Below are 23,387 nucleotides of genomic sequence, written 5' to 3'. Positions count from 1 at the left end.
ACGTCATAATCCGCGCATGGACCGTAGAAGCTTTCTCGCGGGAGCCGCGGCAGCGGGTGCCGTCCTCCTGGTCGGCGCCCCCTCCGCGCGGGCGGCCACGACCCAGGACTGGATGGCCGGCCACGGCGACCCCACCCCGCTCCAGAAGCTCACCATCCCCGGCACCCACGACTCCGGCGCCCGCTTCGGCGGCCTCTGGTCCGAGTGCCAGAACACCACGATCGCGCAGCAGCTCGCCGCCGGAATCAGGTTCCTCGACGTCCGCTGCCGGGTCACCGGCGGCTCCTTCGCCATCCACCACGGCGTCTCGTACCAGAACATGATGTTCGGCGACGTCCTCGTCGCCTGCCGCGACTTCCTGGCCGCCCACCCCTCCGAGACCGTCCTGATGAGGGTCAAGCAGGAGTACTCGTCGGACTCCGACGCCACCTTCGGCGCCGTCTTCACCGACTACCTCGACAACCGGGGCTGGCGCTCGCTGTTCCGCATCGGCGACACCGTGCCCTCCCTGGGCGAGGCCCGCGGCAAGGTCGTCCTCATCGCCGACAACGGCGGCCTGCCCGGCCTCAAGTGGTGGGACGGCGGAGCCATCGCGCTCCAGGACGACTGGAACGCCCTGCCGACCGCCAAGTACCCCAAGGTCGAGGCCCACTACCGCAAGGCCGTGGAGCAGCCCGGCAAGCTGTACATCAACTTCGTCAGCACCTCCGCGTCCCTGCCGCCGCGATGGAACTCCGACAACCTCAACCCCCGCGTCCACGGCTTCCTGGACGGCACCGCCGCCAGCTGGAAGGGCCTCGGCATCACCGTCCTGGACTACCCGAACACCCGCTCAGGCCTCGTCGAGTCCCTCATCCGCCACAACTGACGGCGGCGGGGTCGGCGCCCCCGGCAGGCGGAGCGTCGCCACCGTGCCGCCGCCCTCCGCCGGGGTCAGCGCGATCGTGCCGCCCGCGTGGTGGACCGTGCGGGCCACGATCGAGAGGCCGAGGCCCGAACCAGGAAGGCTGCGTGCCGACGGGGAGCGCCAGAACCGGTCGAAGACGTGCGGGAGCTCGTCCGGAGGGATGCCGGGACCCTGGTCGCGGACGGTCAGTTCGCCGCGCATCAGGGTCACCTCGACCCTGCCCCGGGGCGGCGAGAACTTCACCGCGTTGTCCAGGACGTTCACCAGGGCCCGCTCCAGGCCGGCCGGTTCCGCCCGTACGTACCAGGGCGCCAGATCGGTCACGAAGCTCAGCTCGGGGCCGCGCAGCCGCGCCCGGTCCAGGGCCGCCCGCAGGATCGTGTGGAGCGGGACCACTTCGAGGGGCCCCTGCTGCGCGGTGTCCGGCCGGGCCAGCTCCTGGAGGTCCCCGATCAGCGCCGCCAGCTCCGTCATCTGCGCCTTCACCGAGGCCATCAGGGCCCGCCGGTCGTCCGGCGGGATCGCCCGGCCGGTCTCCTCGCTGCGCGCGAGGAGCTCGACGTTCGTCCGCAGCGAGGTCAGCGGCGTCCGCAGTTCGTGCCCGGCGTCCGCGATCAGCTGCGCCTGCCGGTCGCGGGACGTCGCGAGCGCCGCCGTCATCGCGTTGAACGAGCGCGAGAGCCGGGCGATCTCGTCCTCGCCCTCGACCGGGATCCGCACGGTCAGGTCCTCGGTCGCGGCCACGTGCTCGACCGCCCCGGTCAGCCGGTTCACCGGCTCCAGGCCGGTCCGCGCCACCCACAGGCCGGCCGCGCCGGCGCCGACGACGCCGATCCCGGAGACCAGGAGGAGCACCCAGCGCAGGGTGGACATCGAGTTGTCGATCTCGTCGAGGGGGCGGGCCACGGAGACGGCGAGGCCGATCCGGCCCTCCTGCGGGTAGGTGAACACCCGCATCTCCCGTCCGGCCTCGTCCTTCACCGTGTGCAGGGCGAACTCCAGCTGCCCCCGGGCCACCGCGAGATCCCCGGCCACGGCCGGGATCGCGGCCTTGCCGGAGGTGCACACGCTGCCGTCGGGGAAGATCACCTGCACCGTGTACGAGCCGGCCACCGGCGGCGGTGTGGTGCCCCCCCGGCAGAGGGCGAGCAGACTCTGCACCCCGTTCGGGTCGAGCCGGGTGCTGCGCAGGGAGGCGTCCATCTCGTTCTCCAGCTGCGTCCGCGTCACGAACCAGCACGCGAGCGACACCGCGGCCACGGCCACGGCCACGGCGAACGCCGTGAGGAGGGCGAGCCGCGACCGCAGCGGCCGCGACCGGAACCAGGCGAGGGGACTTCTCACTCCCCGCCCCCTCCGCGCAGCGCGTATCCCACGCCCCGCACCGTGTGCACGAGGCGCGGCTCGCCGCCGGCCTCCGTCTTGCGTCGCAGGTACATCACGTACACGTCCAGTGAGTTCGAGCTCGGTTCGAAGTCGAAGCCCCATACGGCCTTGAGGATCTGCTCCCGGGTCAGCACCTGCCGCGGGTGCGCCAGGAACATCTCCAGGAGCGTGAACTCCGTCCGCGTCAGCTCCACGGTCCGCCCGCCCCGGGTCACCTCGCGGGTGGCCAGGTCCATCCGCAGGTCCTCGAAGGACAGCACGTCGGCGTCGGCCGGGCCGGAGGCCGTGGCGGCGGCGTACGAACTGCGCCGCAGCAGCGCCCTGATCCGGGCGAACAGCTCGTCCAGCTCGAACGGCTTCACGAGGTAGTCGTCGGCGCCCGCGTCGAGCCCGGTGACCCGGTCGCCGACCGTGTCGCGCGCGGTGAGCATCAGGATCGGCACGGTCGAGCCGGACGCCCTGATCCTGCGGGCCGCCGTGAGCCCGTCCATGCGGGGCATCTGGACGTCGAGGACGACGAGATCGGGGGCGTACGACTCCATCCGGGCGAGCGCGTCGAGTCCGTCCACGGCGTCCTGCGTCCCGTACCCCTCGAAGGCGAGGCTGCGGCGCAGGGCCTCCCGGACGGCGGGCTCGTCGTCGACGATGAGGATGCGTTCGGGCTCGTTTCGCTGGGCGGTCATGGGCTCAGCGTCGCATGTCGCCCGGTCGCCGGTCAGCTGTCACCGCCCGCGCGCAGGCTGTCCAGGTCGGCCTTCAGGGTGTCGACCGGGATGGCGAATCCGAGACCGACGCTGCCGGCCGTCGAACCGTTCGAAGAACTGGGCGAATACATGGCGGAATTGATTCCGATGATCTCGCCGTTCATATTGATCAACGCGCCGCCGGAATTCCCCGGATTGAGCGAGGCGTCGGTCTGCAGCGCCTTGTACGTGGTCTTCGACGAACCGGTGTCGCCGTTGAACTGCTGTCCGCCGAACTCGAACGGCCAGCCCTGCCGCGGGTCGTACTGCTGCCCCTGCTGCTGGTCCCGGCCGTCGCCGCCGTCGTCCTTCGCGACGGTCACGTCCCGGTCGAGCGCGGAGACGATGCCGCTGGTGACGGTTCCGGTCAGGCCCTCGGGGGAGCCGATCGCGACGACCTGGTCGCCGACCCGCACCGCGGACGAGTCGCCGAGGGTGGCGGCCTTGAGGCCGGAGGCGCCCTGGAGCTTGATGAGGGCGAGGTCCTTGTCGGGGTCGGTGCCGACGACCTCGGCCCGGTAGGACTTGCCGTCGCTGAGTTGCACGGTGATCTCGGACGCGCCGGAGATCACGTGGTTGTTGGTGACGATCTCACCGGCGGAGGTGATGATCACGCCCGAGCCGGTGGACTTGCCGGAGCCGGAGCTCGCGGAGATCTCGACGATGGACGGGGAGACGGCCTGGGCGACGCCGGCGACCGTGCCCGTGCTGCTCGCGGAGACGTTGGTGCCGTTCACGTTCGAGGAGGCGGCGACGGGGGTGTCCGAGGTGACCTGCTGGACCAGCGTCGCCGTACCGCCGCCGATCGCGGCGGCCGCGATGGCCACGGCGGCCATGAGGCCGACCCCGCGTTTGGCGCGGCGCCGGGAGCCGGGGCCCCCGGCGGGTGCGGCGGCCGTGGAGCCCATGGCGGCGACGGGCGGGACGGGCGGACCCGACGGCGGTACGTACCCGCCGGACGGCCAGACGGTGGTGCCGGGCTCGGTGACGATCGGCTGGGTGGCGTGCGCCTGCGTCGCGTACGGCGGCTCGGTGTCGATCGGCCGGGTGGCGGTCTGCTCGGCGCCCACCGGTGGCTGCGGCGGGGCGTAGGGCGGCCTCGGCGGGTAGGGCTGGTGCGGCTGCTGCTCCTGGAAGTCCGTCATGGCTATGACTCTCGGAGTTGTTCATGAGAGCCGTCTGAGGACCGGCTGAGAAGCCCGACAGAAGCCTGTATGCCCGATATGAAGAACCCTCCTGGGAGGGAGGGCTCTCGGTGGGGCGAACCGCTCAGCCGCCGTCGCAGCCGCAGGAGCGGCGGACGACCAGGGCCGACGGGAAGAGCTTCACGCGCTCGCGGCGGGAGCCCGCCACGCGCAGCGAGTCGTCCAGGACCAGGTCCACGGCCGCACGGGCCATCGCCGGCCGGTCCGAGGAGATCGTGGTCAGCGGCGGGTCGGTGAGCGCCGCCTCCTTCACGTCGTCGAAGCCCGCGACCGCCAGTTCCGTCGGCACCTCGATGCGCAGCTCGCGCGCCGCCCGCAGGACACCGAAGGCCTGGTCGTCGGTGGAGCAGAAGATGGCCGGCGGCCTGTCCGGGCCCGCGAGCAGCTTCAGGGCCACCTGGTAGGCGTCGTAGCGGTTGTACGGGGCCTGGAAGAGCCGGCCCTCGATCGAGCGGCCCGCCTCCAGCATGGCCCGCCGCCAGCCCTCCTCGTGGTCGGCGACGGGGTCGCCGACGGCCGGGGTGTTCGGGATGCCGCCCATGCAGGCCACGTACGCGTGGCCGTGCTCCAGGAGGTGCCGGGTGGCGAGCTGGGCGCCGCCGATGTCGTCGGTGACGACGGCCACGTCGTCGAGGGCCTCGGGCCGCTCGTGCAGCAGCACCACGCGCGCGTCCCAGGCCTCGATCTCGCTCGCGGCCCGCTCGCTCATGCCCTGGCTGACCAGGATCAGTCCGGAGACCCGCATGCCGAGGAAGGCCCGCAGGTAGTGGACCTCGCGCTCGTCGCGGTAGTCGGAGTTGCCGACCAGGACCATTTTCCCGCGCTCGGCGGCGGCCTGTTCGACCGCGTGCGCCATCTCCGCGAAGAACGGCTGCCGCGCGTCCGGCACGATCATGCCTATGAGGTCCGTGCGCCGGGACGCCATCGCCTGGGCGACCCGGTCGGGGCGGTAGCCCAGTTCCTTGATCGCGGCGAGGACACGCTCGCGCGTGGCCGGGGCGACCGGCCGGGGTCCGTTGTTGATGACGTAGCTCACGACCGCGGTCGAAGTACCTGCCAGTCGAGCTACGTCATCCCGCGTCACCTTGGCCACGCGCGGCAGTCTACGCGGGGTGACCTACCTACCGGCAGGTCGCACTGTGGCATCTGCCACGTTCCTGTCCGCCAGGGGGGTGACGTCCCCCGTGGCTTCCTTGACGCGGGCGGTCGCCCGCGCCTCCTCCTGCGCACGGGCCTCGTCGGCCTTGGCACGCGCCTCCTCCGCCGCCCGCTCGACCTTCTCGGGGGTGACGAAGCGGTAGCCGACGTTGCGGACGGTGCCGATGAGCGACTCGTGCTCGGGGCCGAGCTTGGCCCGCAGCCGCCGTACGTGGACGTCGACCGTCCGGGTGCCGCCGAAGTAGTCGTACCCCCACACCTCCTGCAGGAGCTGCGCGCGGGTGAAGACGCGGCCCGGGTGCTGGGCCAGGTACTTGAGGAGCTCGAACTCCTTGAAGGTCAGGTCGAGGACCCGGCCCTTGAGCTTGGCGCTGTACGTCGCCTCGTCGACCGACAGGTCGCCGTTGCGGATCTCCATGGGGGAGTCGTCCGCGACGATCTGCTGGCGGCCCATCGCGAGCCGCAGCCGCGCCTCGACCTCGGCGGGTCCCGCGGTGTCGAGGAGGACGTCGTCGATGCCCCAGTCGGCGGTGACGGCCGCGAGACCGCCCTCGGTGACGACGAGGATCAGCGGACAGCCGGGCCCGGTGGAGCGGAGGAGCTGGCAGAGCGACCGGACCTGCGGGAGGTCGCGCCGCCCGTCGACGAGGATCACGTCCGCGCCGGGGGTGTCCACGAGGGCGGGGCCCTCGGCCGGGGCGACCCGGACGTTGTGCAGGAGCAGGCCGAGGGCGGGCAGCACCTCGGTGGAAGGCTGGAGAGCGTTGGTCAGGAGCAGCAAGGCGCTCATCGCGCACCACCTGCCGTCCCTGCCGTCGGTCGGTCGTGCTTCGGTCGCTCGCTCATAACGTCGGTTCCTCCTCGGTCCCTGCGAGGACGTGCACTGCTTCGTACGGATCACTGCCGGCTCTCGCGCCCTGAGAGCTTTTGTTCATCCGTCCGTAACAACGGTCGGAAAACGCAAAAGGACCCGGGGGCTACGTCGCCCGGATCCTCTGACAAGGAGAATAGCCCACATGAGTTCAGAGGGAGAGGGCGGATTTCATATGGTGGATGTCTCCCTGATCACTTCCGGCTCCCGTCGAGCCATGTTGCGTACGGATGACGATGTCCGGATCGAGGCGGTTTACGAACCCGCTTCGGCACATGTCACCGATACGGCGGTCGTCGTCGCCCACGGGTTCACCGGGTCGGCCGACCGGCCCGCCGTCCGCCGTGCCGCACGTGTGTTCGCCGAGCGGGGTGCGGCCGTCATCACCTTCTCCTTCCGCGGCCACGGAGGCTCCGGGGGCCTCTCCACCGTCGGCGACCGGGAGGTCCTCGACCTGGCCGCCGCCGTCCGCTGGGCACGTGACCTCGGCCACGCGCGCGTGGCGACGGTCGGCTTCTCCATGGGCGGCTCCGTGGTCCTGCGCCACGCGGCCCTCGCCCGGGAGACGGACGGACGCGTCGACGCGGTGGCCGCCGTCTCCGCGCCCGCCCGCTGGTACTACCGGGGGACGGCGCCGATGCGCCGTCTCCACTGGGTGGTCACCCGGCCGGCGGGCCGCCTCGTCGGGCGGTACGGGTTCCGCACCCGCATCGACCGCCGCGCCTGGGACCCGGTACCCCTCTCTCCCGTGGAGGCGGTGCCGCTGATCGCGCCGACCCCGCTGCTGATCGTGCACGGCGACCGGGACGCGTACTTCCCGCTCGACCACCCGCGGATGCTGGCCGGGGCGGGCGAGGCGGAGCTGTGGCTGGAGCGGGGGATGGGCCACGCGGAGAACGCGGCGGACGAGGAGCTGCTCGCCCGGCTCGGGAACTGGCTCACACGCGCATAGCCCATCATGGGGGGCGGCGCGCACACGAACGAAGGGAGCGCCGCTATGGCAGCGGGAACCATCCGCTACTGGGCCGCGGCCAAGGCCGCCGCCGGTGTCGCGGAGGAGCCGTACACCGCCGAGCATCTCGCCGAGGCCCTCGACGCGGCCCGCGCGAAGCACCCGGGCGAGCTCGTCCAGGTCCTCAGGCGGTGCTCGTTCCTGGTCGACGGAGACCCCGTCGGGACCCGGAGCCATGAGACGGTACGGCTTGCCGAGGGCGGCACGGTCGAGGTGCTCCCCCCGTTCGCAGGAGGGTGAACCCCAGAAGCATGAGCAACGACCAGTACTACGGCGGGCAGCAGTACGACCCGTACGCGAACGGGACCGGGAACGGGGCCGGGAGTGCGGCCGGGAACGGGCAGCAGGAGCAGCCGGGCCCCGACGTCACCCAGACGTGGGAGGGCCAGACGTGGGACACCCAGTTCCAGCCCGCCGTCACGTACGAGCAGGTCCAGGCCGACCGGGCGCAGGCCGCCCAGGCTCAGCAGGCCTACCAGCACCCGCAGCAGCAGCCGCACCAGCCCCAGCAGCAGCCGTACGAGACGTACACGCCGTCGGGCCAGGCCTCCTACGAGTCGTACGGGGCCCCCGCCGCGTACTACACGGAGCCGGAGCCGCAGCAGGCACACCAGCAGCAGGCGCACCAGCGGCAGCCCGTGGCGGCACCGGCCCCCGCGCCGACCCCGGCCACCCCCGTGGCCGGGCCCGTTCCCGCGCCCTCCGGTGAGGCGGGTCCCGGCTGGTCCTCGCCGACCACCTCCGGCAACACCCGCATCACCGACGCCCAGCGCGCCCGCGCCGAGGGCCGCTCGCCGATCATCGCGCCGGGGATGCAGCCCGCCGCGCTGACCGCCGTCCTGGGACTGCTGCTCGCCGGTGGCGCCGCCCTCGGCACGTACGGGCTCCTCGTCCCGCTCGTGCTGCTCCAGGGCCTCACCGCCGCCGGCTGGTTCCGGCTCAACGGCATGTGGCCCGCCCGCCAGGGCATCGCCCTCGCCTTCGCCGGCGGCCTCGCCGCCGACGCGGTCCTGCTCGTCACCGGGCGGGAGAACACGGCCGCCGCGATCTTCGGCACGCTCGGCGTCTGGGTGCTGCTCTGCCTGGTCCTCCAGCTGCGCAGCCACGCCGACCCGGACGAGCGCATGTACGGCCTGATGGCCACCATCGCCTCGGCGGCGCTCACCGTCGTCGCCACCGGACACCTGGGCGCCGACCCGGACGCGGTCGTCGTCGGCGGGGTCGCCGTCGCCGCGGCCGTCCTCGCCCGGGCGCTCCCGCTGCCCGGACCCGTCTCCCTGGTCGCCGCCCTGGCGGCCTCGGCGGGCGCGGGGATCGCGGCCGGCGGTCTCACCGACCTGGGCTCCTCCGGTGCGCTGCTCGGCCTCGGGGCCGGGGTCTGCGCGCTGATCGGCCTGCGGGTGGCGAGCTACGACTATCCGTCCCGCTTCGTGCACATGACGGCCGGTGTCGCGCTGCCGCTGACGGCCGCCGCGCCCGCCGTCTACCTGCTGGGCAGGGCTCTGGTCTGACCCCGTGCGCGGCCCTGGGCGGATCCCGGGTCCGGCCCGGGCCCGGCACGGGCACGGGAACCAACCGGCCCCCCGACGCGTCGATCTTCGTGTCGGGGGGGCCGGGACACATCCATTTCCATCGGGGGGACGTACAGCCCATGCGAGCACTGCGGATTCTGTTGATCGTGGCCGTCGTGCTGGGCGGGGTCCTGGTGGGGATCGACCGGCTGGCCGTGGCGTACGCCGAGGACGAGGCGGCGGGCCGGGTGAAGCTGGCCTCCGTCGACAGCGACGCCATAGAGGTCGACATCAAGGGCTTCCCGTTCCTGACCCAGGTCGCGGACAAGCACTTCGACGAGGTCGACGTGAAGGCGACCGGCGTCAGGGCGCAGGCGGGCAGCAAGCGCATCCGGGTCGGCGAGCTGACCGTGGCGCTGCGGGACGTGACCGTGACCGGCGACTGGGCGGGCGCGAAGGCGGGTTCCGCGAGCGGCACCGCCCTCATCTCGTACGCGGACCTCACCGCCGCCTCCGACCAGGAGGCCACCGTCGCCTACGGCGGCAACGGCAAGGTGAAGGTGACCGGCGGCGTGAAGGTGATGGGCCGCACGCTGACCCGTACGGTCCTCTCGACGGTGACCGTGGTGAACGGCGACACGATCCGGGTCCGCGCCGACGAGGTGCCCGGCGAGGGCATCCCGGGCATCGAGGACCTGGTCCGCGCGCGGACCGACTTCGAGCGCCCCATCGGCGTGATCGCCGGGATGAAGGTGGAGAAGGTCGAGCCGAGGCCGGACGGTCTGGCCGTCACCGTGAGCGGCAAGGACGTCGTCCTGGCGGGCTGACGGCCCCCGGAAAGCCGCCAGGGCAGCCCCTGGACGCCGCACGGGCGGCCCTCGACGGCTGCCCGGCCGGCCCCGGGGTGTACCCGTTGGTCACATGCTGAGACACCGCTGTCCGACCAGCAGAATCAGAACCGGACGCCCCGGCACGGAGGCGCCCGGAGCCCTCTCGTACGGTGATCTCGTCTCGCATCTCGGACGATCGCGTCTCAAAATACGACACACCGGTGACACGGCCGCCTGTCCGTCCCTACGATCGAGGGCATGAAGCGACAGGCGGATCTCACGAAGCGGCGGGCAGTAGACCTGTGCCGCGTCGCCGCCATGCTCTGTCGCTCCGTCTGAGCGGGACTCACCACTCCCGTATTCCTCAGGCCCTCCGACCGAGGTCGGGGCCGCCCCGTGTAGCCGTACGCACGTCCGTCACGCACGTCCGCTTGCCCGACACGTCCCCTGACACGTCACCCGACGAGCCGCCCGCGACGAGGCGTACCGCACCACATCGCACACCCGCACCACACCGCCGCACACTGCCCCGGAGGAGAACAGCATGGCTCGCAGCGACGTCCTGGTCGACGCGGACTGGGTCGAGGCCAACCTCGACAACCCGCAGGTCGCCCTCGTCGAGGTCGACGAGGACACCTCGGCCTACGAGAAGAACCACATCCGCAACGCCATCCGTATCGACTGGACCCAGGACCTGCAGGACCCGGTCCGCCGCGACTTCATCGACCAGGAGGGCTTCGAGAAGCTCCTCTCGGCGAAGGGCATCGCGAACGACACCACGGTCGTCCTCTACGGCGGCAACAACAACTGGTTCGCCTCCTACGCCTACTGGTACTTCAAGCTCTACGGCCACCAGGACGTGAAGCTCCTCGACGGCGGCCGCAAGAAGTGGGAGCTCGACTCCCGCGACCTGGTCGACGGCTCCGAGGTCCCGGCCCGCCCGGCCACCGAGTACAAGGCCAAGGCCCAGGACTCCTCGATCCGCGCGTTCCGCGACGACGTCGTGGCCGCGATCGGCGCCCAGAACCTGGTCGACGTCCGCTCGCCCGACGAGTTCTCCGGCAAGCTGCTCGCCCCGGCGCACCTCCCGCAGGAGCAGTCGCAGCGCCCCGGCCACGTGCCGAGCGCCCGCAACATCCCGTGGTCGAAGAACGCCAACGACGACGGCACGTTCAAGTCGGACGACGAGCTCAAGGCCCTCTACGAGGACGAGCAGGTCGATCTGGCGAAGGACACCATCGCCTACTGCCGCATCGGTGAGCGCTCCGCGCTCACGTGGTTCGTGCTGCACGAGCTGCTCGAGGTCTCGAACGTCAAGAACTACGACGGTTCGTGGACCGAGTACGGCTCCCTCGTCGGCGTGCCGATCGAGCTCGGCGCCAACAAGTAACTCCTCCGGACCCTCCCCTCCTCCGGACCCCTCGACCGTAAGGACAGAACGACATGTGTGGAGCGCAGCCCGGCGGCCCCGACGCCTCGACGATCAAGCCCGGTGAGACCACCATCCAGGGCTTCGTGACCAAGGACGGCCAGCCCGTCACCGGTTACGTCCGCCTCCTGGACTCGACCGGCGAGTTCACGGCCGAGGTCCCGACCTCCGCCACCGGCCAGTTCCGTTTCTACGCGGCCGAGGGCACCTGGACCGTTCGCGCCCTGGTCCCCGGCGGCACCGCCGACCGTCAGGTCGTGGCGCAGCACGGTGGCCTCGCGGAGGTCGCCATCGCGGTCTGATCCGCGACACCGAACCGGCCGAAGGGCCGTGCCTCCTGGGGGGTTGGACGCCGTTTCCAGGACTTGAGGCACGGCCCTTCGGTCGTACCCTGAAGGTGTGTACGCACGACGTCGGCACGTCTACTTCTGGATGATGGGCGCCTGCCTGCTGCTCTTCGTGGGCGCCTGGGCCGTCGTGCGCCTCTTCTCGATGCCGGTGGCCATCGGCATGTGCGTGGTCGCCATGCTCATCCCCCCGGTCGCCGCGATGGTCGCGAACCGTCGGGGCCCGGAGGATCGCTGGTGGGACGACCCCTCGGGCGACCCGAAGTCGGACGAGTGGTGGGACGAGCTGGACGGCAAGAAACGCCGGGAGCCCTGACCGCCGGCCGCCTAGTAGACGAGTGCCTGCGTCCCGTCCGCCATCGCCTCCTGCACGAACAGCTGGGCGCCCGCGATGCGGAAGCCCTCCAGGAGATCCTTCTCCTCGATGTCACGGCGGGCCGCGCACTGCGTGCAGACCGTGATGCGGCCGCCGGACGCCACGATCCCGTCGATCAGGTCGGGGAGCGGCGCGGCGTGCGGGAGCTCGAACTCGGCGGCGCGGCCCGGGAGGGCGAACCACGAGGACTCGCCGGTCAGCCAGAGCGAGACCTCGACGCCGCTGGCGGCGGCCACGGCGGCCACCGTGAAGGCCTGGGAACAGCGTTCGGGGGCCTCGGCCCCCGCGGTCACCTTGATCACGAGCTTCTTCGGCATATGCCGAACTGTAATGTGCAGCACCGCAACCCCCGGTGTCCCCCGCGTGTCTGGTGGGTGCGCGGATGACGGAATCCGCGCTTCAGGTCTCGTGGGGGGACTCTTGAGCAACGAAGAAACTGCCCGAAATCCGGAAAAGGCGCCGCCGCCGGACTCGGAGCAGGGCGCGGAAACCGCGTCTCCGGTCGCGTCGCAGGACGCGCCGAAGGATGTGGCTCCGGTCACAGAGCCGGTCGCAGAGCCCGTCACGGAGCCGGTCGCGGCCGCGGTGGCACCGCCGGTCGCAGAGCCGGTCGTGGCCGCCGTCGCACCGCAGGTCACGGAGCCGGTCGCGCCGCCCGTCGCCGTACGGCCGCGCCGCCGTGCCCTCCGTACCGTCGGGCTGATCGCCGTCGCCGCCGTCCTCGGCCTCGTCGGTGGCGTCGCCGTCGGCTACGGCATCCAGGCCGACCGCGAGCCGACCGCGCTGCCGCCGCTGAACCAGCCGGACCTCGCCCACCCGAAGCCGCTCCCCAAGGGACAGAAGGCGAAGCCGCTCCCGGCCTCGGAGGACCTCCGGGCGAAGGCGGAGGGCGACCTGCGGAAGCTGCTGCTGCCGAAGCCCGCCGGAGCGAAGAAGTCCGAGTTCGCCGACGCCGACGGCTGGATGCCGGCGTACGAGTTCGCGTCGAACTTCACGAAGCCCGGCAAGGCGCTCGACTACCAGCTGGACCTGGGCATCCGGCGGGTCGCGGCCACCGTCTGGACGTCGGGCGAGCACAGGGTGACCGAGATCCGGCTCGTCCAGTACCGCTCGAACGACGTCCTCGGCGCACAGGAGTTCGTCGACGACCAGCAGAGCTACATGCCGGACGAGGAATTCGCCCGCAACGAGGGCAAGGCCCTCAAGGGCTCGTCCGACGGCCGCTACTACCTCTTCCCCGTCCAGAGGAAGGCCGGCTACCTGGACCTCCACGAGGCCCGGGCCTACTTCCACCGCGGTGACATCGCGGTGGAGATCTTCGTCGTCGACACCAAGAAGATCGCCGAGAAGGACATCCGTTCGCTGGCCGAGCGACAGCTGGGGCGCCTGTGAGTGAGGACCGGAACGACGTGACCGAACCCGTGGCCGAAGCGGTGACCGAGCCCGCGACCGAGCCCGTGGCCGAAGCGGTGAGCGACGCGGTGGCCGAACCCGGGACCGCACCCGTGGCGAAGCGGGGTGTCCGGAGGGTCCTCCTCGGGGTCGTCCTGCCCTCCGTGCTCGTCCTCGGCCTGATCGGCGGCGGCGTCACCTACACCGCGCTCACCGTCTCCTCCGCCGACCGGACCGCGCCGACGCAACTGTGGGGCACGCCCGAGAAGAGCGCGCGTGACGAGGACCCGGCCGCCGCGCTGGCGCGCGGCAAGACCGGAACGCCGCTGAGCAAACTCCTGCTGCCGCTGCCGGAGGGGTACGAGTTCGGCCCCGACGAGGAGCTGTTCGGCAACGACGGCGAGCTCGGCGCCGCGGAGGCCGTCGCCCTGATGAAGCAGGCGGGCGAGGGGCTCTCCGGGAAGAAGCGCCGCGCGTTCGAGAAGGACGTCGACAAGCTCGGCATCGAGGGCACCGGAGTCCGGTCCTTCGCCGACCTGAACAACGACGTCGTCGTCTCCGTCGAGCTGGTGCGGATGAAGGACAAGAAGCAGATCAAGAACACCTACCGGCTGCGCAAGAAGGTCATGGACCTTCTGGAGTTCCCGGAGGGCCCCAAGGTGAAGGACCACCGGAACGCCGTCTGCTACGTCGCGCCCGAGGACGACTCCCTGGACAAGAAGGAGCGGGCCGCGGCACTGCAGGAGATGTACTGCCTCGCGTACGACTCCGAGGTCTTCGTCACCGTCAAGGCGGCGGGCGCCAAGCCGTTCGACAAGGCGCGCGTGGCGAAGCTGCTGACGCAGCAACTCGACCACATCGCATCTCCGGGGGAGTACGTATGACCGAGCAGACCCTGACCCAGCCCGAGGCCCAGGACGTGCCCGAGGCGCAGGACGTGCCCGAGGCCCAGGACGTGCCCGCGGCGCAGGACCGGCCCGAGGCGCCGGTTCCGGCACAGGACCAGGCCCCCGCCCCCGTTCCGGAGAAGCCGAAGAAGTCCCGCCGGCCGCTGCTCTGGGGCATCGTCCGCTGGACCGCCGCCGTGCTCGTCCTCGGCGGTGTCGGCGCCGGTACGGCCATGGGGATCACCGCCATGGAGCGCACCGACGTACCGGGGCTCGCGACCGAGTCCGACGGCCGCTGGGACTACCCGAAGCTCAGCCTTCCGGCGCTTCCCGCGGACGCTCCGCGCCCGTGGACGGAGGGCAACGACGCCGAGATCCACCACGCCGACCTGCGGAAGCTCCTGCTGCCCGCCCCGGCGGGCGCGACGGTCGACCCGAAGCTCAAGGGCGGCTGGACCGGTCTCGACTCGTACCTCGCGCTCCTTGCGGAGCAGGACCGGGGCGAGGTGAAGGAGTACATGAAGGAGTCGGCGCTCCGGCACGTCGCCGCCCGCGGCTGGACCATGCCGGACGGCACGACCACCCGGATCCACCTGCTGCGGTTCTCCTCGGTGGCGTTCTCGGAGGCCTTCAAGGACGAGGTCACGCGCGAGATCTCCCAGAGCAGCCGGCTGCCCCTCGGCGTCGAGACGGCGGAGATCGACACGTCCACCCAGGACGTCGAGGTGCAGTACGTCTCCGTCTACTCCTACGAGGAGGTGGAGCCGTACGGCCCGCAGCAGACCCGCTGGTCCTACATCCAGGCCGGTGACACCTTCGCGGTGATCACCCAGACCCGGAAGGACGGGGTGCGGACCGTTCCGTTCCAGCAGACCGTGGCACTCCAGTCGCAGCTGCTCGGCTAGCTAGGTCCCGTCGACGTCAGGACCTGACCTCGCGACGGTCACAGCCTGCGAGACCCACCTCACCGAGTGGGCCGGGCCCCCGCCCACTAAGCTGGGGTCCGGCCCGTTCCGCCTTCACCGCTCAGTCGAGGAGCACCCCGTGATCATCTTCTTCGAAACCCTCCTGGTCCTGGTCGCCGTCGGCGTGATCGCCTTCGCCGGTCTGGCCGTGAAGAAGCTGTACCAGGGCCAGCGTTGATCCTTCTCGCCAACCACTTCTAGAGAACGCCAGAGCTGCTCATGATCGAGATCCCGTCCGACCTCAACCCGGACCTCGTCCCCCTCGCGTTCCTGCTCGGCACGTGGGAGGGCGCGGGTGTCTCCGACTTCCCCGGCGCCGAGAAGTGCAACTTCGGGCAGTCCGTGACGTTCAGCCACGACGGCCGGGACTTCCTCGAGTACACGTCCCACTCCTGGGTCCTGGACAACGAGGGCAACAAGGTCCGTCCGCTGGAGAGCGAGAGCGGCTACTGGCGTATCGACAAGGACCGCAAGGTCGAGGTCGTCATGGTCCGCGACCAGGGCATCGTCGAGATCTGGTACGGCGAGCTCGCCGACCAGAAGCCGCAGATCGACCTGGCCACGGACGCCGTCGCCCGCACCGCGGCCTCGGGCCCGTACTCCGGTGGCAAGCGGCTCTACGGCTACGTCAAGAGCGACCTCATGTGGGTGGGCGAGAAGGCGACCCCCGAGGTCCCGCTGCGGCCGTACATGTCGGCGCACCTGAAGAAGGTCGTGACGCCGGAAGAGGTCGCGGACATGGCCCGCAACCTGGGTGACCTGCCGGACGACGGCATCGCCTTCTTCCGCTAGAACCCTCTGGACCCTGGGGCGGAGCGCCGCGCCCTCCTACACTGGGGGGCGTGGTGAGTACCGACTGGAAAAGCGACCTGCGGCAGCGCGGCTACCGGCTGACGCCGCAGCGTCAGCTCGTCCTGGAGGCGGTCGACGCGCTCGAACACGCGACGCCCGACGACATCCTCGTCGAGGTCCGCAGGACCGCGTCCGGGGTGAACATCTCCACCGTCTACCGGACCCTGGAGCTCCTGGAGGAGCTCGGCCTGGTGAGCCACGCCCATCTGGGGCACGGGGCTCCGACGTACCACCTCGCCGACCGGCACCACCATCTGCACCTGGTCTGCCGGGACTGCTCCGAGGTGATCGAGGCGGATGTCGAGGTGGCCGCCGAGTTCACCGGCAAGCTCCGTGAGACCTTCGGCTTCGAGACGGACATGAAGCACTTCGCCATCTTCGGGCGGTGCGCGGACTGCACGCGGAAGGCGCTGGACAGCGAGTCGTAGGCTTGCCCCATGCAGCGACATTCCACGACCAGCCCTCTGCTGTCCCTGCCCGGCGCCGTCGCCGCGGAAGGCCGCGACGAAGGTGTCGCCGCGCACTACGGCGACCTGTTCCGCGAACAGCGTGCCCTCGCCGACGGACGCGGCTTCGTCGACCTCTCGCACCGCGGTGTCGTCGCCGTCACCGGTGACGACCGGCTGAGCTGGCTGCACCTGCTCGTCACCCAGCACATGACCGACCTCGCGCCCGGACAGGCCACCGAGGCGCTGATCCTCTCCGCGAACGGGCACATCGAGCACGCCCTCTACCTCGTCGACGACGGCGAGACGGTGTGGGCGCACGTCGAGCCGGGGACGCGCGAGGAGCTCGTCGCGTACCTGGAGTCGATGAAGTTCTTCTACCGGGTCGAGGTCGCCGACCGTACGGACGACATCGCCGTCGTCCACCTCCCGGCCGGTTCCATCGCCGAGGTGCCCGAGGGCGCCGTCGTGCGGGAGACCCCGCACGGCCGTGACCTCTTCCTGCCCCGCGCCGGCCTGGAGGCCTTCGCGGCCTCGCACGGCCCGGCCGCCGGCATCCTCGCGTACGAGGCGCTGCGCGTCGAGGCGCACCGGCCCCGGCTCGGCTTCGAGACCGACCACCGGACCATCCCGCACGAGGTCGGCCTCATCGGCAGCGCCGTCCACCTGCAGAAGGGCTGCTACCGGGGCCAGGAGACCGTCGCCCGGGTGCAGAACCTGGGGAAGCCGCCGCGCCGTCTGGTCTTCCTGCACCTGGACGGCAGCGAGGTGCTGCTGCCCGGGCACGGCACCCCGCTCCGGCTCGCCGCCGACGGCGAGGAGGGCCGCCAGCTCGGCTTCGTGACCAGCTCCGTCCGCCACCACGAGCTGGGGCCGATCGCCCTGGCCCTGGTGAAGCGGAACGTGCCGGTGGACGCCCCGCTGATCGCCGGGACGACCGCCGCCGCGCAGGAGACCGTCGTCGAGCCGTAGTCCCGGGCCTGCCGGCGGTTCAGACGTCGATCAGCACCGTGAACGGGCCGTGATTCGTGAGCGAGACGCGCATGTCCGCTCCGAACCGGCCCGTCTCCACGTGCGCGCCCAGTGCGCGCAGCCGGGCCACGACCTCGTCCACGAGGGGCTCCGCGACCGGGCCGGGCGCGGCCGCGTTCCAGGTGGGCCGGCGGCCCTTGCGGGCGTCCCCGTAGAGCGTGAACTGGGAGATGACGAGCAGCGGCGCGTTCACGTCCGAGCACGACTTCTCGTCGTCCAGTACCCGGACGGACCAGAGCTTTCTGGCCAATTGGGCCGCCTTCTCCGGGGTGTCGTCGTGGGTCACCCCGACCAGCACGCACAAGCCCTCGCCGGTGATCTCACCGACGGTCTCCCCTGCGACGACGACACTCGCGCCGTCCACCCTCTGCACCACTGCACGCATGCGCCCCAACCTACCCAGTGGCCACCACTCCGACGGATGAGGGGCCGAACGGGTGCAGAGCGCCTGCACGCGCACATGCATGAGTGGCACGATGCGTGTCAGGCGGTGCGGCTCCGCACCGGTCGAGGGGACGATTCTCATGAGTGCACCTGGCACCGGGCCGACGCCGTCCGGCCCCGTACCGCTGATCCGTGCCGGAACCGGGGGCGGTGGACCGGGCGGAGGCCCGGCCACGCGCCCACCCGTACAGAGGACCGCCGAACCCGCCCTGCCGGACCGGACCCAGCCCGAGCTCGGTGCGCTTCGGCTGCCCGAGCTGCGCGCCCTGCGCCGGGACGCGCAGAGCGACGAGGCCGACCTGAGCTACGTGCGCCGGATGCTCCAGGGCCGGATCGACATCCTCCGTGCCGAGCTGGCGCGACGCACCGACCCGGAGGCCCCGGTCCTCGACCGGCTCTCCGAGATCCTCGCCGACGTGCCCTCGCGGCACCGCACGTCGGCCCGGCACGTGACGCTGTCGACGCCGCGCAGCGAGGAGTACCGGCGGCTCGCGTCCGAGATGCTGTCGGAGGTCGAGCTGTCGGACCTCACGGCCCGCACTGACGACGAGCTGCACGCGGGGATGGGGCGGCTCGCCGGGTACGAGCAGCAGATCTCCCGGCGCCGGCAGCACCTCCAGCGGACCGCCGACGACTGCAGCGCGGAGATCGCCCGCCGCTACCGGGAGGGCGAGGCGCAGGTCGACGACCTGCTGGCGTGAGCCCGCCGACGCGAGCCGACGCGAGCCGACGAGTTCGTGGAGGTCTGTGGAGGTCGGGGAGATCGGGGAGGCGGGCCGCCGGGCCGCCGGGCCGTGAGGCAGCCGGGCCGCTGGGCGGGCCGGGCCCCGGAGGGCGCCGGGAAACTCGGGTGCGGGTGCGCCGGGGCCGTGCGTAGGGTCGAAGGATGACTGTCGACGTACGCGCGGTGACGGAGTCCGAGTTCCCCGACTGGCAGCGTGCCCTGCGCACCGGCTTCCTCCGCCCGCCGGTCGTGACCGACGCGGAGGTCGCCGACCGGCTGGCGAACGTCGACCTCGCGCGGACGCTCGGGGCCTTCGACGGGGACCGGCTCGTCGCCACCTTCCGGTCCTTCCGGCAGGAGGTCAGCACGGTCGGCGGCGGCAGCCTCACCGCCGACGCGATCACCCAGGTCACCGTCTCCCCGACGCACCGCAGGCGCGGACTGCTCAGCCGGATGATGGCCGCCGACCTGGCCGTCGCGAAGGAGCGGGGCGACGCGATCGCCACCCTGATCGCCGCCGAGTACCCGATCTACGGGCGGTACGGCTTCGGCCCTGCCAGCTGGTGCAGCGAGTGGAGCGTGGACGTCCGCAGGACCGGGCTCGACCCGCGCCGCTCGGGCCGCCCGGAGGACGGCGGCCGGATCGATCTGACCGACGCCGACGAGATCCGCAAGACCGGCCCCGAGGTTCACCGCCGGCTCGCCGGCGTCCGCGCCGGGGTGACCGACCGCTCCCCACGCGACTGGGAGGTCGGCACCGGCCTCGGTGTGCAGAGCGATCCGTGGCGGGAGCCGTACTACGCGGTGTACCGGTCGGAGTCCGGCGAGATCGAGGGCTTCGTGGGGTACACCGCGGACGACAAGTGGGACGACGCCAAGCAGCCGATGAACACGGCGACCGTGCGGGACCTGATCGCGGTCACCCCGGCCGCCGAGCGCGCTCTCTGGCACTACCTCTGCTCCGTCGACTGGATCACCACCGTCCGCTCCGGCTACCGGGCGCCCGACGACACGCTGCCGCTGCTCCTGCCGGACCCGCGCGCCGCGAAGCTGCTGACGTACGCGGACATGCTGTGGGTCCGGGTCCTCGACGTCGTCCGGGTCCTGGAGAGCCGGACGTACCCGGTGGCGGACGGTCTGGTGCTCGACCTGCGGGACGGCGACGGGTTCGCCGGCGGGCGCTACCGGCTCGACGCCTCCCCGGAGGGCGTCTCCTGTGTCCGTACGGACGAGTCCGCCGATCTCGCCTTCGACATCGCCGAGTTGGGCGTCCTCGCCTTCGGCGACGAGTCGGCGGTACGGCTCACCCGGCTCGGGCGCGTCGAGGAGCTGACGGCCGGCGCGGCCGCCCGCGCCGACCTGCTGTTCCGTACGCCGCTGCGGCCCTTCTCGCCCGACATCTTCTGAGCGCCGTCCGCCCGTCCGCCCGTCAGCGGGTACGGAGTCGGAAGAGGAGACCTGACGCGGCGACCGCCAGGGCCAGCAGGCCCGCGCACCAGCCCAGCGCGATCCACGGCGAGTCGCCGACCGGCCGGTCGAGCAGCAGGCCCCGCATCGACTCGATCAGCGGAGTCACCGGCTGGTGCTCGGCGAAGCCGTGCAGCCAGCTCGGCATCGTGTCGATCGGCACGAACGCGCTGCTCGGATAGGGCAGGAACATCATGAAGAACGTCACCGCGCCGGCCGCCTCCGCCGTTCTGGTGACGAGGCCGATCGCCGCCGACAGCCACGACACGGCGGTGATGTAGGCGAGCAGCAGTCCGATCGCCGCGAGCCAGCCGCCCGGTGAGGCGGTCGGGCGGAAGCCGATGGCGAAGGCGGCGCCGAGGACGAGCGTGGTGGAGAGCGCGTTACGGGTGACGGCGGCGGCGACGTGCCCCGCGAGGAACGGCGTCCCGCCGATGTCGAGCGTACGGAAGCGGTCGACGACCCCCAGGCGCATGTCCTCGCTGACGGAGAGGGCGGTGCTCGCCGCGCCGAACCCGGCGCAGAGCACGAGCACGCCGGGGACGACGTAGGTGACGTACCGGGTTCCGGTGTCGATGGCTCCGCCGAAGAAGTAGACGAAGACCAGCATCAGCATGATCGGCAGCATCATCGAGGTGATGACGGCGTCGAGGTTGCGGCGGCTGAGGCGGATGCCGCGACCGGCGAGGGTGCTCGCGGCGGTGAGGGCGCCGGACACGGCCGGGCTCCTGTCGGCGGTGGGGCTGCCGGACAGGGCCGGGCTTCTGTCGGCGGTGAGCGTGTCAGGCACGGCTGGGCTCCTTGTCGGCGGTGAGGGTCAGGAAGACGTCGTCGAGCGTGGCCGTGTGCAGTCCGAAGCGGGCGATGTCCAGGCGCCCGGGGTCGAGCGCGTCCAGCAGCTCCCGCACGTGGGCGGCGCTGCCGTCGGTGGGGATGCCGAGGGTGCGGGTCTCGGGGTCGCGGGTCGCCGTGTGGCTCGTCCGTCCGGTGAGCCGTGCGTAGCTCTCCTCGTCGGAGGCCACGACGTCGAGGCGGTGGGCTGCGTACCGGGCCTTCAGCTCGGCGGGGGTGCCCTCGGCGAGGGTGCGGCCCCGGCCGAGGACCGCGATCCGGTCGGCGAGCCGGTCCGCCTCCTCCAGGTACTGGGTGGTGAGGAAGACCGTCGTGCCGGCGTCGGAGAGTTCGCGGACCGCCTCCCACAGTTCCCGGCGGCTGCGCGGGTCGAGTCCGGTGGTGGGTTCGTCGAGGAACATCACCTGGGTCGCGCCGGGGTCGCGGACGAGACCGGCGGCGAGATCCAGGCGGCGGCGCATGCCGCCCGAGTACGTCTTCGTGAGGCGGCCGCCGGCCTCGGCGAGTCCGAAACGGTCGAGGAGTTCGGTGGCGCGGCGGGCGGCGGCGGGGCGGGAGAGGCCGGAGAGCCGGGCCGCCGTCCAGAGGTTCTCGGCGCCGGTCTGGTTCTCGTCGACGGCGGCGAACTGTCCGGTGAGGCTGATCGCGCGGCGGACCCGGGGGCGTGCGGTGACGACGTCGTGCCCGGCCACGCGCGCGTGGCCGGCGTCGGGGGCGGTGAGGGTGGCGAGGATGCGGACGGTCGTGGTCTTGCCGGCGCCGTTGGGGCCGAGGAGGGCGAAGACGGTGCCGCGCGGGACGTGGAGGTCGAGGGCGTCGAGGACGCGGACGCATCCGTAGGTCTTGGTGAGGCCGGTGGCCTCGATGGCCGGAGGCGGGGTGGATGGCATGGCTGTGCTCCCTGGGCGTGTGGGACTGCTCGGCCGTACTGCGTATGCCATACGCGTTACTGCGTAAGGGTTACGCATTACTAGGATGGACGTCAAGCGTGCGAGGTGGCCGGGAGGCGGCGGGTTGTGACGACGAACGGCGAGGGCGATGGCCGTGGTGGTGGTGCCGGTGGCGCGCCCGGTGACGGCGGGACCTTCCTGCCGCCGAGCATCGAGGCGGCCTGGGGGCTGCGGGAGCGGCCCTCGAAGGGGCCCAAGCCCGGCCTGACGCTGGACCGCATCGTCGACGCGGCCGTCTCGCTCGCCTCGGCCGAGGGGATCGGCGCCGTCTCCATGGGCCGGGTCGCCAAGGAGCTCGGTGCCTCGACGATGTCCCTCTACCGGTACGTCTCCGCCAAGAGCGAGCTGTACGTCCTCATGCAGGAGGCCGCCACGGGCGCCCCGCCCGAGCTCTTCGCGCCCGGCACCGACTGGCGCGAGGCGCTGGAGGCCTGGGCCTGGGCGATCCGCGAGGTCTACCTCCGCAACCTCTGGCTGCTGCGGCTCCCCGTCTCGGGCCCGCCCGCGACGCCGAACCTGGTGGCCTGGTGGGAGAAGGCCCTCGTCGCCCTGGAGGGCACCGGCCTCGACGCGGGCAGCAAGATCTCGGTGACCCTGCTCCTCGGTGGCTTCGTCCGGAGCGACGCCCTGGTGATGGCCGACCTCGCCACCGTCATCGCCGGTGGGGACGTGGCCCCGGAGGACGTCGTCGCCCGCTACGGCCGCACCTTGCGGCGGCTCGCCGACCCGGAGAAGTACCCGGAGGTGGCGCGCATGCTCGACTCGGGCGTGATGGACGTCGCCGACGAACCCGAGAGCGAGTTCCGCTTCGGCCTCACCCGGATCCTGGACGGGGTCGCCGTGCTGGTGGAAGGGCGTGCCTCGTGAGTGACGATCGCGTCGCGGCCCCCGGGCTGCGTGAGCGGAAGAAGGAGCGGACCCGTCAGGCCCTGTCGGACGCGGCCGTCGCGCTCTTTCTCGAGCGGGGCTTCGACGCCGTCTCGGTCGCGGAGGTGGCGGCCGCCGCCGAGGTCTCCAAGCCGACCCTCTTCCGGTACTTCCCGGCCAAGGAGGACCTGGTCCTTCATCGGTTCGCCGATCACGAGGACGAGTCGGCACGGGTGGTGGCCGCGGGCCGCCGCGCCGGTACGGCCCCGCTCGACGCACTGTCCGCGCACCTGCTCGACGGCCTCGCCCGGCGCGACCCGGTCACCGGCCTCTGCGATCACCCCTCGGTCCTGGCGTACCTCCGGCTGCTGTACGGCACGCCGGCTCTGGTCGGCCGCCTCCACGCGTACCGCGTGCGGTCGGAGGGGGCGCTCGCGGACGCGCTGGCGGCCGGTGCGGAGGGAGACCCCCTCCTCGCACGGCTCGCCGCCGGGCAGATCGTGACGGTGCTCCGGGTCCTCGCGGAGGAGAACGCGGCCCGGATCGCTGCCGGGGAGTCGGCCGACGCGGTGGAGGCGGACGCGGTGGCGGCGGTGGGTCTGGCCTTCGGGGCGCTGCGGGAGGGGCTTCCGTACTAGTTGTATTGCCCAGTGAGGTTGTGGACGCGGCTGGCGGGTGGTTTGCCTGCGAGTGCGGTGTGTCCGCGGTGGTGATTGTAGGTGTGCAGCCACTGC

Annotated in this window: 28 protein-coding genes; 19 read left to right on the top strand and 9 right to left on the bottom strand. The window is 72.0% G+C overall.

Going from position 1 to position 23,387, the window contains the following annotated elements:
- The first annotated feature begins 16 nt into the window (after positions 1-16).
- Positions 17-868: a phosphatidylinositol-specific phospholipase C gene (locus ACZ4XX_RS34035; RefSeq protein ID WP_468511716.1), complete on the top strand. Its 852-nt coding sequence runs from the start codon at positions 17-19 to the stop codon at positions 866-868.
- Here ACZ4XX_RS34035 and ACZ4XX_RS34030 read toward each other — a convergent pair.
- From ACZ4XX_RS34030 to ACZ4XX_RS34010, 5 genes are all read right to left on the bottom strand, one after another.
- Complete coding sequence (locus ACZ4XX_RS34030) at positions 833-2,251, bottom strand: sensor histidine kinase (protein ID WP_468511715.1); 1,419 nt, start codon at positions 2,249-2,251, stop codon at positions 833-835. The two genes, ACZ4XX_RS34035 and ACZ4XX_RS34030, sit on opposite strands and share 36 nt — an antisense overlap.
- Positions 2,248-2,976 carry a response regulator transcription factor gene (locus ACZ4XX_RS34025; RefSeq protein ID WP_468511714.1) on the bottom strand — a complete coding sequence of 243 codons (729 nt, stop codon included), beginning with the start codon at positions 2,974-2,976 and terminating at the stop codon, positions 2,248-2,250. The genes ACZ4XX_RS34030 and ACZ4XX_RS34025 overlap by 4 nt, the downstream gene beginning before the upstream one ends.
- A 32-nt stretch (positions 2,977-3,008) precedes the next feature.
- Positions 3,009-4,181, bottom strand: coding sequence for a S1C family serine protease (locus ACZ4XX_RS34020; RefSeq protein ID WP_468511713.1), 1,173 nt, complete (start codon positions 4,179-4,181; stop codon positions 3,009-3,011).
- Between the two features lie 124 nt (positions 4,182-4,305).
- Positions 4,306-5,334, bottom strand: coding sequence for a LacI family DNA-binding transcriptional regulator (locus ACZ4XX_RS34015; RefSeq protein ID WP_383862138.1), 1,029 nt, complete (start codon positions 5,332-5,334; stop codon positions 4,306-4,308).
- 24 nt (positions 5,335-5,358) lie between these two features.
- The gene (locus ACZ4XX_RS34010) at positions 5,359-6,189 is read right to left on the bottom strand and encodes a response regulator transcription factor (RefSeq protein ID WP_468511712.1); all 831 of its coding nucleotides are present in this window, start codon (positions 6,187-6,189) and stop codon (positions 5,359-5,361) included.
- 226 nt (positions 6,190-6,415) lie between these two features.
- Between ACZ4XX_RS34010 and ACZ4XX_RS34005 the strand changes: the two genes are divergently transcribed.
- The 8 genes from ACZ4XX_RS34005 (at position 6,416) to ACZ4XX_RS33970 (ending at position 11,715) form a co-directional block, all read left to right on the top strand.
- The gene (locus tag ACZ4XX_RS34005) at positions 6,416-7,222 is read left to right on the top strand and encodes an alpha/beta hydrolase (protein ID WP_468511711.1); all 807 of its coding nucleotides are present in this window, start codon (positions 6,416-6,418) and stop codon (positions 7,220-7,222) included.
- Positions 7,223-7,267: 45 nt separating this feature from the next.
- Complete coding sequence (locus ACZ4XX_RS34000) at positions 7,268-7,522, top strand: MoaD/ThiS family protein (protein ID WP_189834445.1); 255 nt, start codon at positions 7,268-7,270, stop codon at positions 7,520-7,522.
- 11 nt (positions 7,523-7,533) lie between these two features.
- Positions 7,534-8,793: a hypothetical protein gene (locus ACZ4XX_RS33995; RefSeq protein WP_468511710.1), complete on the top strand. Its 1,260-nt coding sequence runs from the start codon at positions 7,534-7,536 to the stop codon at positions 8,791-8,793.
- Between the two features lie 140 nt (positions 8,794-8,933).
- Positions 8,934-9,620: an LmeA family phospholipid-binding protein gene (locus ACZ4XX_RS33990; RefSeq protein WP_468511709.1), complete on the top strand. Its 687-nt coding sequence runs from the start codon at positions 8,934-8,936 to the stop codon at positions 9,618-9,620.
- A gap of 261 nt (positions 9,621-9,881) precedes the next feature.
- Entirely contained in the window at positions 9,882-9,962 is an 81-nt protein-coding gene (locus ACZ4XX_RS33985; RefSeq protein WP_350497993.1) for a putative leader peptide, read from the top strand.
- A 205-nt stretch (positions 9,963-10,167) separates the two neighbouring features.
- Positions 10,168-11,013, top strand: coding sequence for a sulfurtransferase (locus ACZ4XX_RS33980; RefSeq protein ID WP_468511708.1), 846 nt, complete (start codon positions 10,168-10,170; stop codon positions 11,011-11,013).
- Between the two features lie 53 nt (positions 11,014-11,066).
- Positions 11,067-11,354, top strand: coding sequence for a DUF1416 domain-containing protein (locus ACZ4XX_RS33975; RefSeq protein WP_015035121.1), 288 nt, complete (start codon positions 11,067-11,069; stop codon positions 11,352-11,354).
- Positions 11,355-11,451: 97 nt separating this feature from the next.
- Positions 11,452-11,715 (top strand): DUF3099 domain-containing protein, encoded by a 264-nt coding sequence (locus ACZ4XX_RS33970; protein ID WP_468511707.1) that lies wholly within the window; start codon positions 11,452-11,454, stop codon positions 11,713-11,715.
- An 11-nt stretch (positions 11,716-11,726) separates the two neighbouring features.
- Here the strand turns inward: ACZ4XX_RS33970 and ACZ4XX_RS33965 are convergent, their stop codons facing one another.
- Positions 11,727-12,092 carry a DsrE family protein gene (locus tag ACZ4XX_RS33965; RefSeq protein ID WP_468511706.1) on the bottom strand — a complete coding sequence of 122 codons (366 nt, stop codon included), beginning with the start codon at positions 12,090-12,092 and terminating at the stop codon, positions 11,727-11,729.
- A 211-nt stretch (positions 12,093-12,303) separates the two neighbouring features.
- Here ACZ4XX_RS33965 and ACZ4XX_RS33960 point away from each other — a divergent pair, with 211 nt between their 5' ends.
- From ACZ4XX_RS33960 to ygfZ, 6 genes are all read left to right on the top strand, one after another.
- Complete coding sequence (locus ACZ4XX_RS33960; protein ID WP_468511705.1) at positions 12,304-13,167, top strand: hypothetical protein; 864 nt, start codon at positions 12,304-12,306, stop codon at positions 13,165-13,167.
- Between the two features lie 17 nt (positions 13,168-13,184).
- Positions 13,185-14,051, top strand: a complete 867-nt coding sequence (locus tag ACZ4XX_RS33955; protein WP_468511704.1) for a hypothetical protein — start codon at positions 13,185-13,187, stop codon at positions 14,049-14,051.
- Positions 14,048-14,959: a hypothetical protein gene (locus ACZ4XX_RS33950; protein WP_468511703.1), complete on the top strand. Its 912-nt coding sequence runs from the start codon at positions 14,048-14,050 to the stop codon at positions 14,957-14,959. The genes ACZ4XX_RS33955 and ACZ4XX_RS33950 overlap by 4 nt, the downstream gene beginning before the upstream one ends.
- Positions 14,960-15,238: 279 nt before the next feature.
- Complete coding sequence (locus tag ACZ4XX_RS33945) at positions 15,239-15,811, top strand: heme-binding beta-barrel domain-containing protein (protein WP_055600545.1); 573 nt, start codon at positions 15,239-15,241, stop codon at positions 15,809-15,811.
- Between the two features lie 50 nt (positions 15,812-15,861).
- Positions 15,862-16,299, top strand: a complete 438-nt coding sequence (locus tag ACZ4XX_RS33940) for a Fur family transcriptional regulator (protein ID WP_055600541.1) — start codon at positions 15,862-15,864, stop codon at positions 16,297-16,299.
- A 9-nt stretch (positions 16,300-16,308) separates the two neighbouring features.
- Entirely contained in the window at positions 16,309-17,289 is a 981-nt protein-coding gene (gene ygfZ, locus ACZ4XX_RS33935) for a CAF17-like 4Fe-4S cluster assembly/insertion protein YgfZ (protein ID WP_468511702.1), read from the top strand.
- Between the two features lie 19 nt (positions 17,290-17,308).
- On the opposite strand, the gene dtd is transcribed toward ygfZ, so the two are convergent.
- On the bottom strand, positions 17,309-17,734 hold the full coding sequence (gene dtd, locus ACZ4XX_RS33930) for a D-aminoacyl-tRNA deacylase (protein WP_468511701.1): 426 nt from the start codon (positions 17,732-17,734) through the stop codon (positions 17,309-17,311).
- Positions 17,735-17,873: 139 nt separating this feature from the next.
- Between dtd and ACZ4XX_RS33925 the strand changes: the two genes are divergently transcribed.
- On the top strand, positions 17,874-18,494 hold the full coding sequence (locus ACZ4XX_RS33925; protein ID WP_468511700.1) for an RsiG family protein: 621 nt from the start codon (positions 17,874-17,876) through the stop codon (positions 18,492-18,494).
- Positions 18,495-18,679: 185 nt separating this feature from the next.
- A complete protein-coding gene (locus ACZ4XX_RS33920; protein ID WP_468511699.1) occupies positions 18,680-19,924 on the top strand; it encodes a GNAT family N-acetyltransferase in 1,245 nt (414 codons plus the stop codon).
- Positions 19,925-19,946: 22 nt separating this feature from the next.
- On the opposite strand, the gene ACZ4XX_RS33915 is transcribed toward ACZ4XX_RS33920, so the two are convergent.
- Together ACZ4XX_RS33915 and ACZ4XX_RS33910 are read right to left on the bottom strand one after the other, a co-directional pair.
- Positions 19,947-20,702 (bottom strand): ABC transporter permease, encoded by a 756-nt coding sequence (locus ACZ4XX_RS33915; RefSeq protein WP_468511735.1) that lies wholly within the window; start codon positions 20,700-20,702, stop codon positions 19,947-19,949.
- A 64-nt stretch (positions 20,703-20,766) separates the two neighbouring features.
- Positions 20,767-21,726, bottom strand: coding sequence for an ABC transporter ATP-binding protein (locus ACZ4XX_RS33910; protein WP_468511698.1), 960 nt, complete (start codon positions 21,724-21,726; stop codon positions 20,767-20,769).
- A gap of 126 nt (positions 21,727-21,852) precedes the next feature.
- Here ACZ4XX_RS33910 and ACZ4XX_RS33905 point away from each other — a divergent pair, with 126 nt between their 5' ends.
- On the top strand, positions 21,853-22,653 hold the full coding sequence (locus ACZ4XX_RS33905) for a TetR/AcrR family transcriptional regulator (RefSeq protein ID WP_468511697.1): 801 nt from the start codon (positions 21,853-21,855) through the stop codon (positions 22,651-22,653).
- On the top strand, positions 22,650-23,291 hold the full coding sequence (locus ACZ4XX_RS33900; protein WP_468511696.1) for a TetR/AcrR family transcriptional regulator: 642 nt from the start codon (positions 22,650-22,652) through the stop codon (positions 23,289-23,291). Before ACZ4XX_RS33905 ends, ACZ4XX_RS33900 begins: the two co-directional genes overlap by 4 nt.
- Positions 23,292-23,387: the final 96 nt, after the last annotated feature.

Source organism: Streptomyces sp. NPDC029956 (assembly GCF_055574655.1).
Note: the sequence above shows the minus strand (reverse complement) of the source record. Positions and strands in the feature narration are given on the sequence as shown.

Coding starts and splice junctions, on each gene's coding strand:
- ACZ4XX_RS33965 (WP_468511706.1), bottom strand. CDS start 12,092: ATGCCGAAGAAGCTCGTGATCAAGGTGACCGCGGGGGCCGAGGCCCCC.
- ACZ4XX_RS34010 (WP_468511712.1), bottom strand. CDS start 6,189: ATGAGCGCCTTGCTGCTCCTGACCAACGCTCTCCAGCCTTCCACCGAG.
- ACZ4XX_RS33980 (WP_468511708.1), top strand. CDS start 10,168: ATGGCTCGCAGCGACGTCCTGGTCGACGCGGACTGGGTCGAGGCCAAC.
- ACZ4XX_RS33985 (WP_350497993.1), top strand. CDS start 9,882: ATGAAGCGACAGGCGGATCTCACGAAGCGGCGGGCAGTAGACCTGTGC.
- ACZ4XX_RS33910 (WP_468511698.1), bottom strand. CDS start 21,726: ATGCCATCCACCCCGCCTCCGGCCATCGAGGCCACCGGCCTCACCAAG.
- ACZ4XX_RS33975 (WP_015035121.1), top strand. CDS start 11,067: ATGTGTGGAGCGCAGCCCGGCGGCCCCGACGCCTCGACGATCAAGCCC.
- ACZ4XX_RS34025 (WP_468511714.1), bottom strand. CDS start 2,976: ATGACCGCCCAGCGAAACGAGCCCGAACGCATCCTCATCGTCGACGAC.
- ACZ4XX_RS34020 (WP_468511713.1), bottom strand. CDS start 4,181: ATGACGGACTTCCAGGAGCAGCAGCCGCACCAGCCCTACCCGCCGAGG.
- ACZ4XX_RS34035 (WP_468511716.1), top strand. CDS start 17: ATGGACCGTAGAAGCTTTCTCGCGGGAGCCGCGGCAGCGGGTGCCGTC.
- ACZ4XX_RS33945 (WP_055600545.1), top strand. CDS start 15,239: ATGATCGAGATCCCGTCCGACCTCAACCCGGACCTCGTCCCCCTCGCG.
- dtd (WP_468511701.1), bottom strand. CDS start 17,734: ATGCGTGCAGTGGTGCAGAGGGTGGACGGCGCGAGTGTCGTCGTCGCA.
- ACZ4XX_RS33990 (WP_468511709.1), top strand. CDS start 8,934: ATGCGAGCACTGCGGATTCTGTTGATCGTGGCCGTCGTGCTGGGCGGG.
- ACZ4XX_RS34005 (WP_468511711.1), top strand. CDS start 6,416: ATGAGTTCAGAGGGAGAGGGCGGATTTCATATGGTGGATGTCTCCCTG.
- ACZ4XX_RS33920 (WP_468511699.1), top strand. CDS start 18,680: ATGACTGTCGACGTACGCGCGGTGACGGAGTCCGAGTTCCCCGACTGG.
- ACZ4XX_RS33995 (WP_468511710.1), top strand. CDS start 7,534: ATGAGCAACGACCAGTACTACGGCGGGCAGCAGTACGACCCGTACGCG.
- ygfZ (WP_468511702.1), top strand. CDS start 16,309: ATGCAGCGACATTCCACGACCAGCCCTCTGCTGTCCCTGCCCGGCGCC.
- ACZ4XX_RS33925 (WP_468511700.1), top strand. CDS start 17,874: ATGAGTGCACCTGGCACCGGGCCGACGCCGTCCGGCCCCGTACCGCTG.
- ACZ4XX_RS34000 (WP_189834445.1), top strand. CDS start 7,268: ATGGCAGCGGGAACCATCCGCTACTGGGCCGCGGCCAAGGCCGCCGCC.
- ACZ4XX_RS33950 (WP_468511703.1), top strand. CDS start 14,048: ATGACCGAGCAGACCCTGACCCAGCCCGAGGCCCAGGACGTGCCCGAG.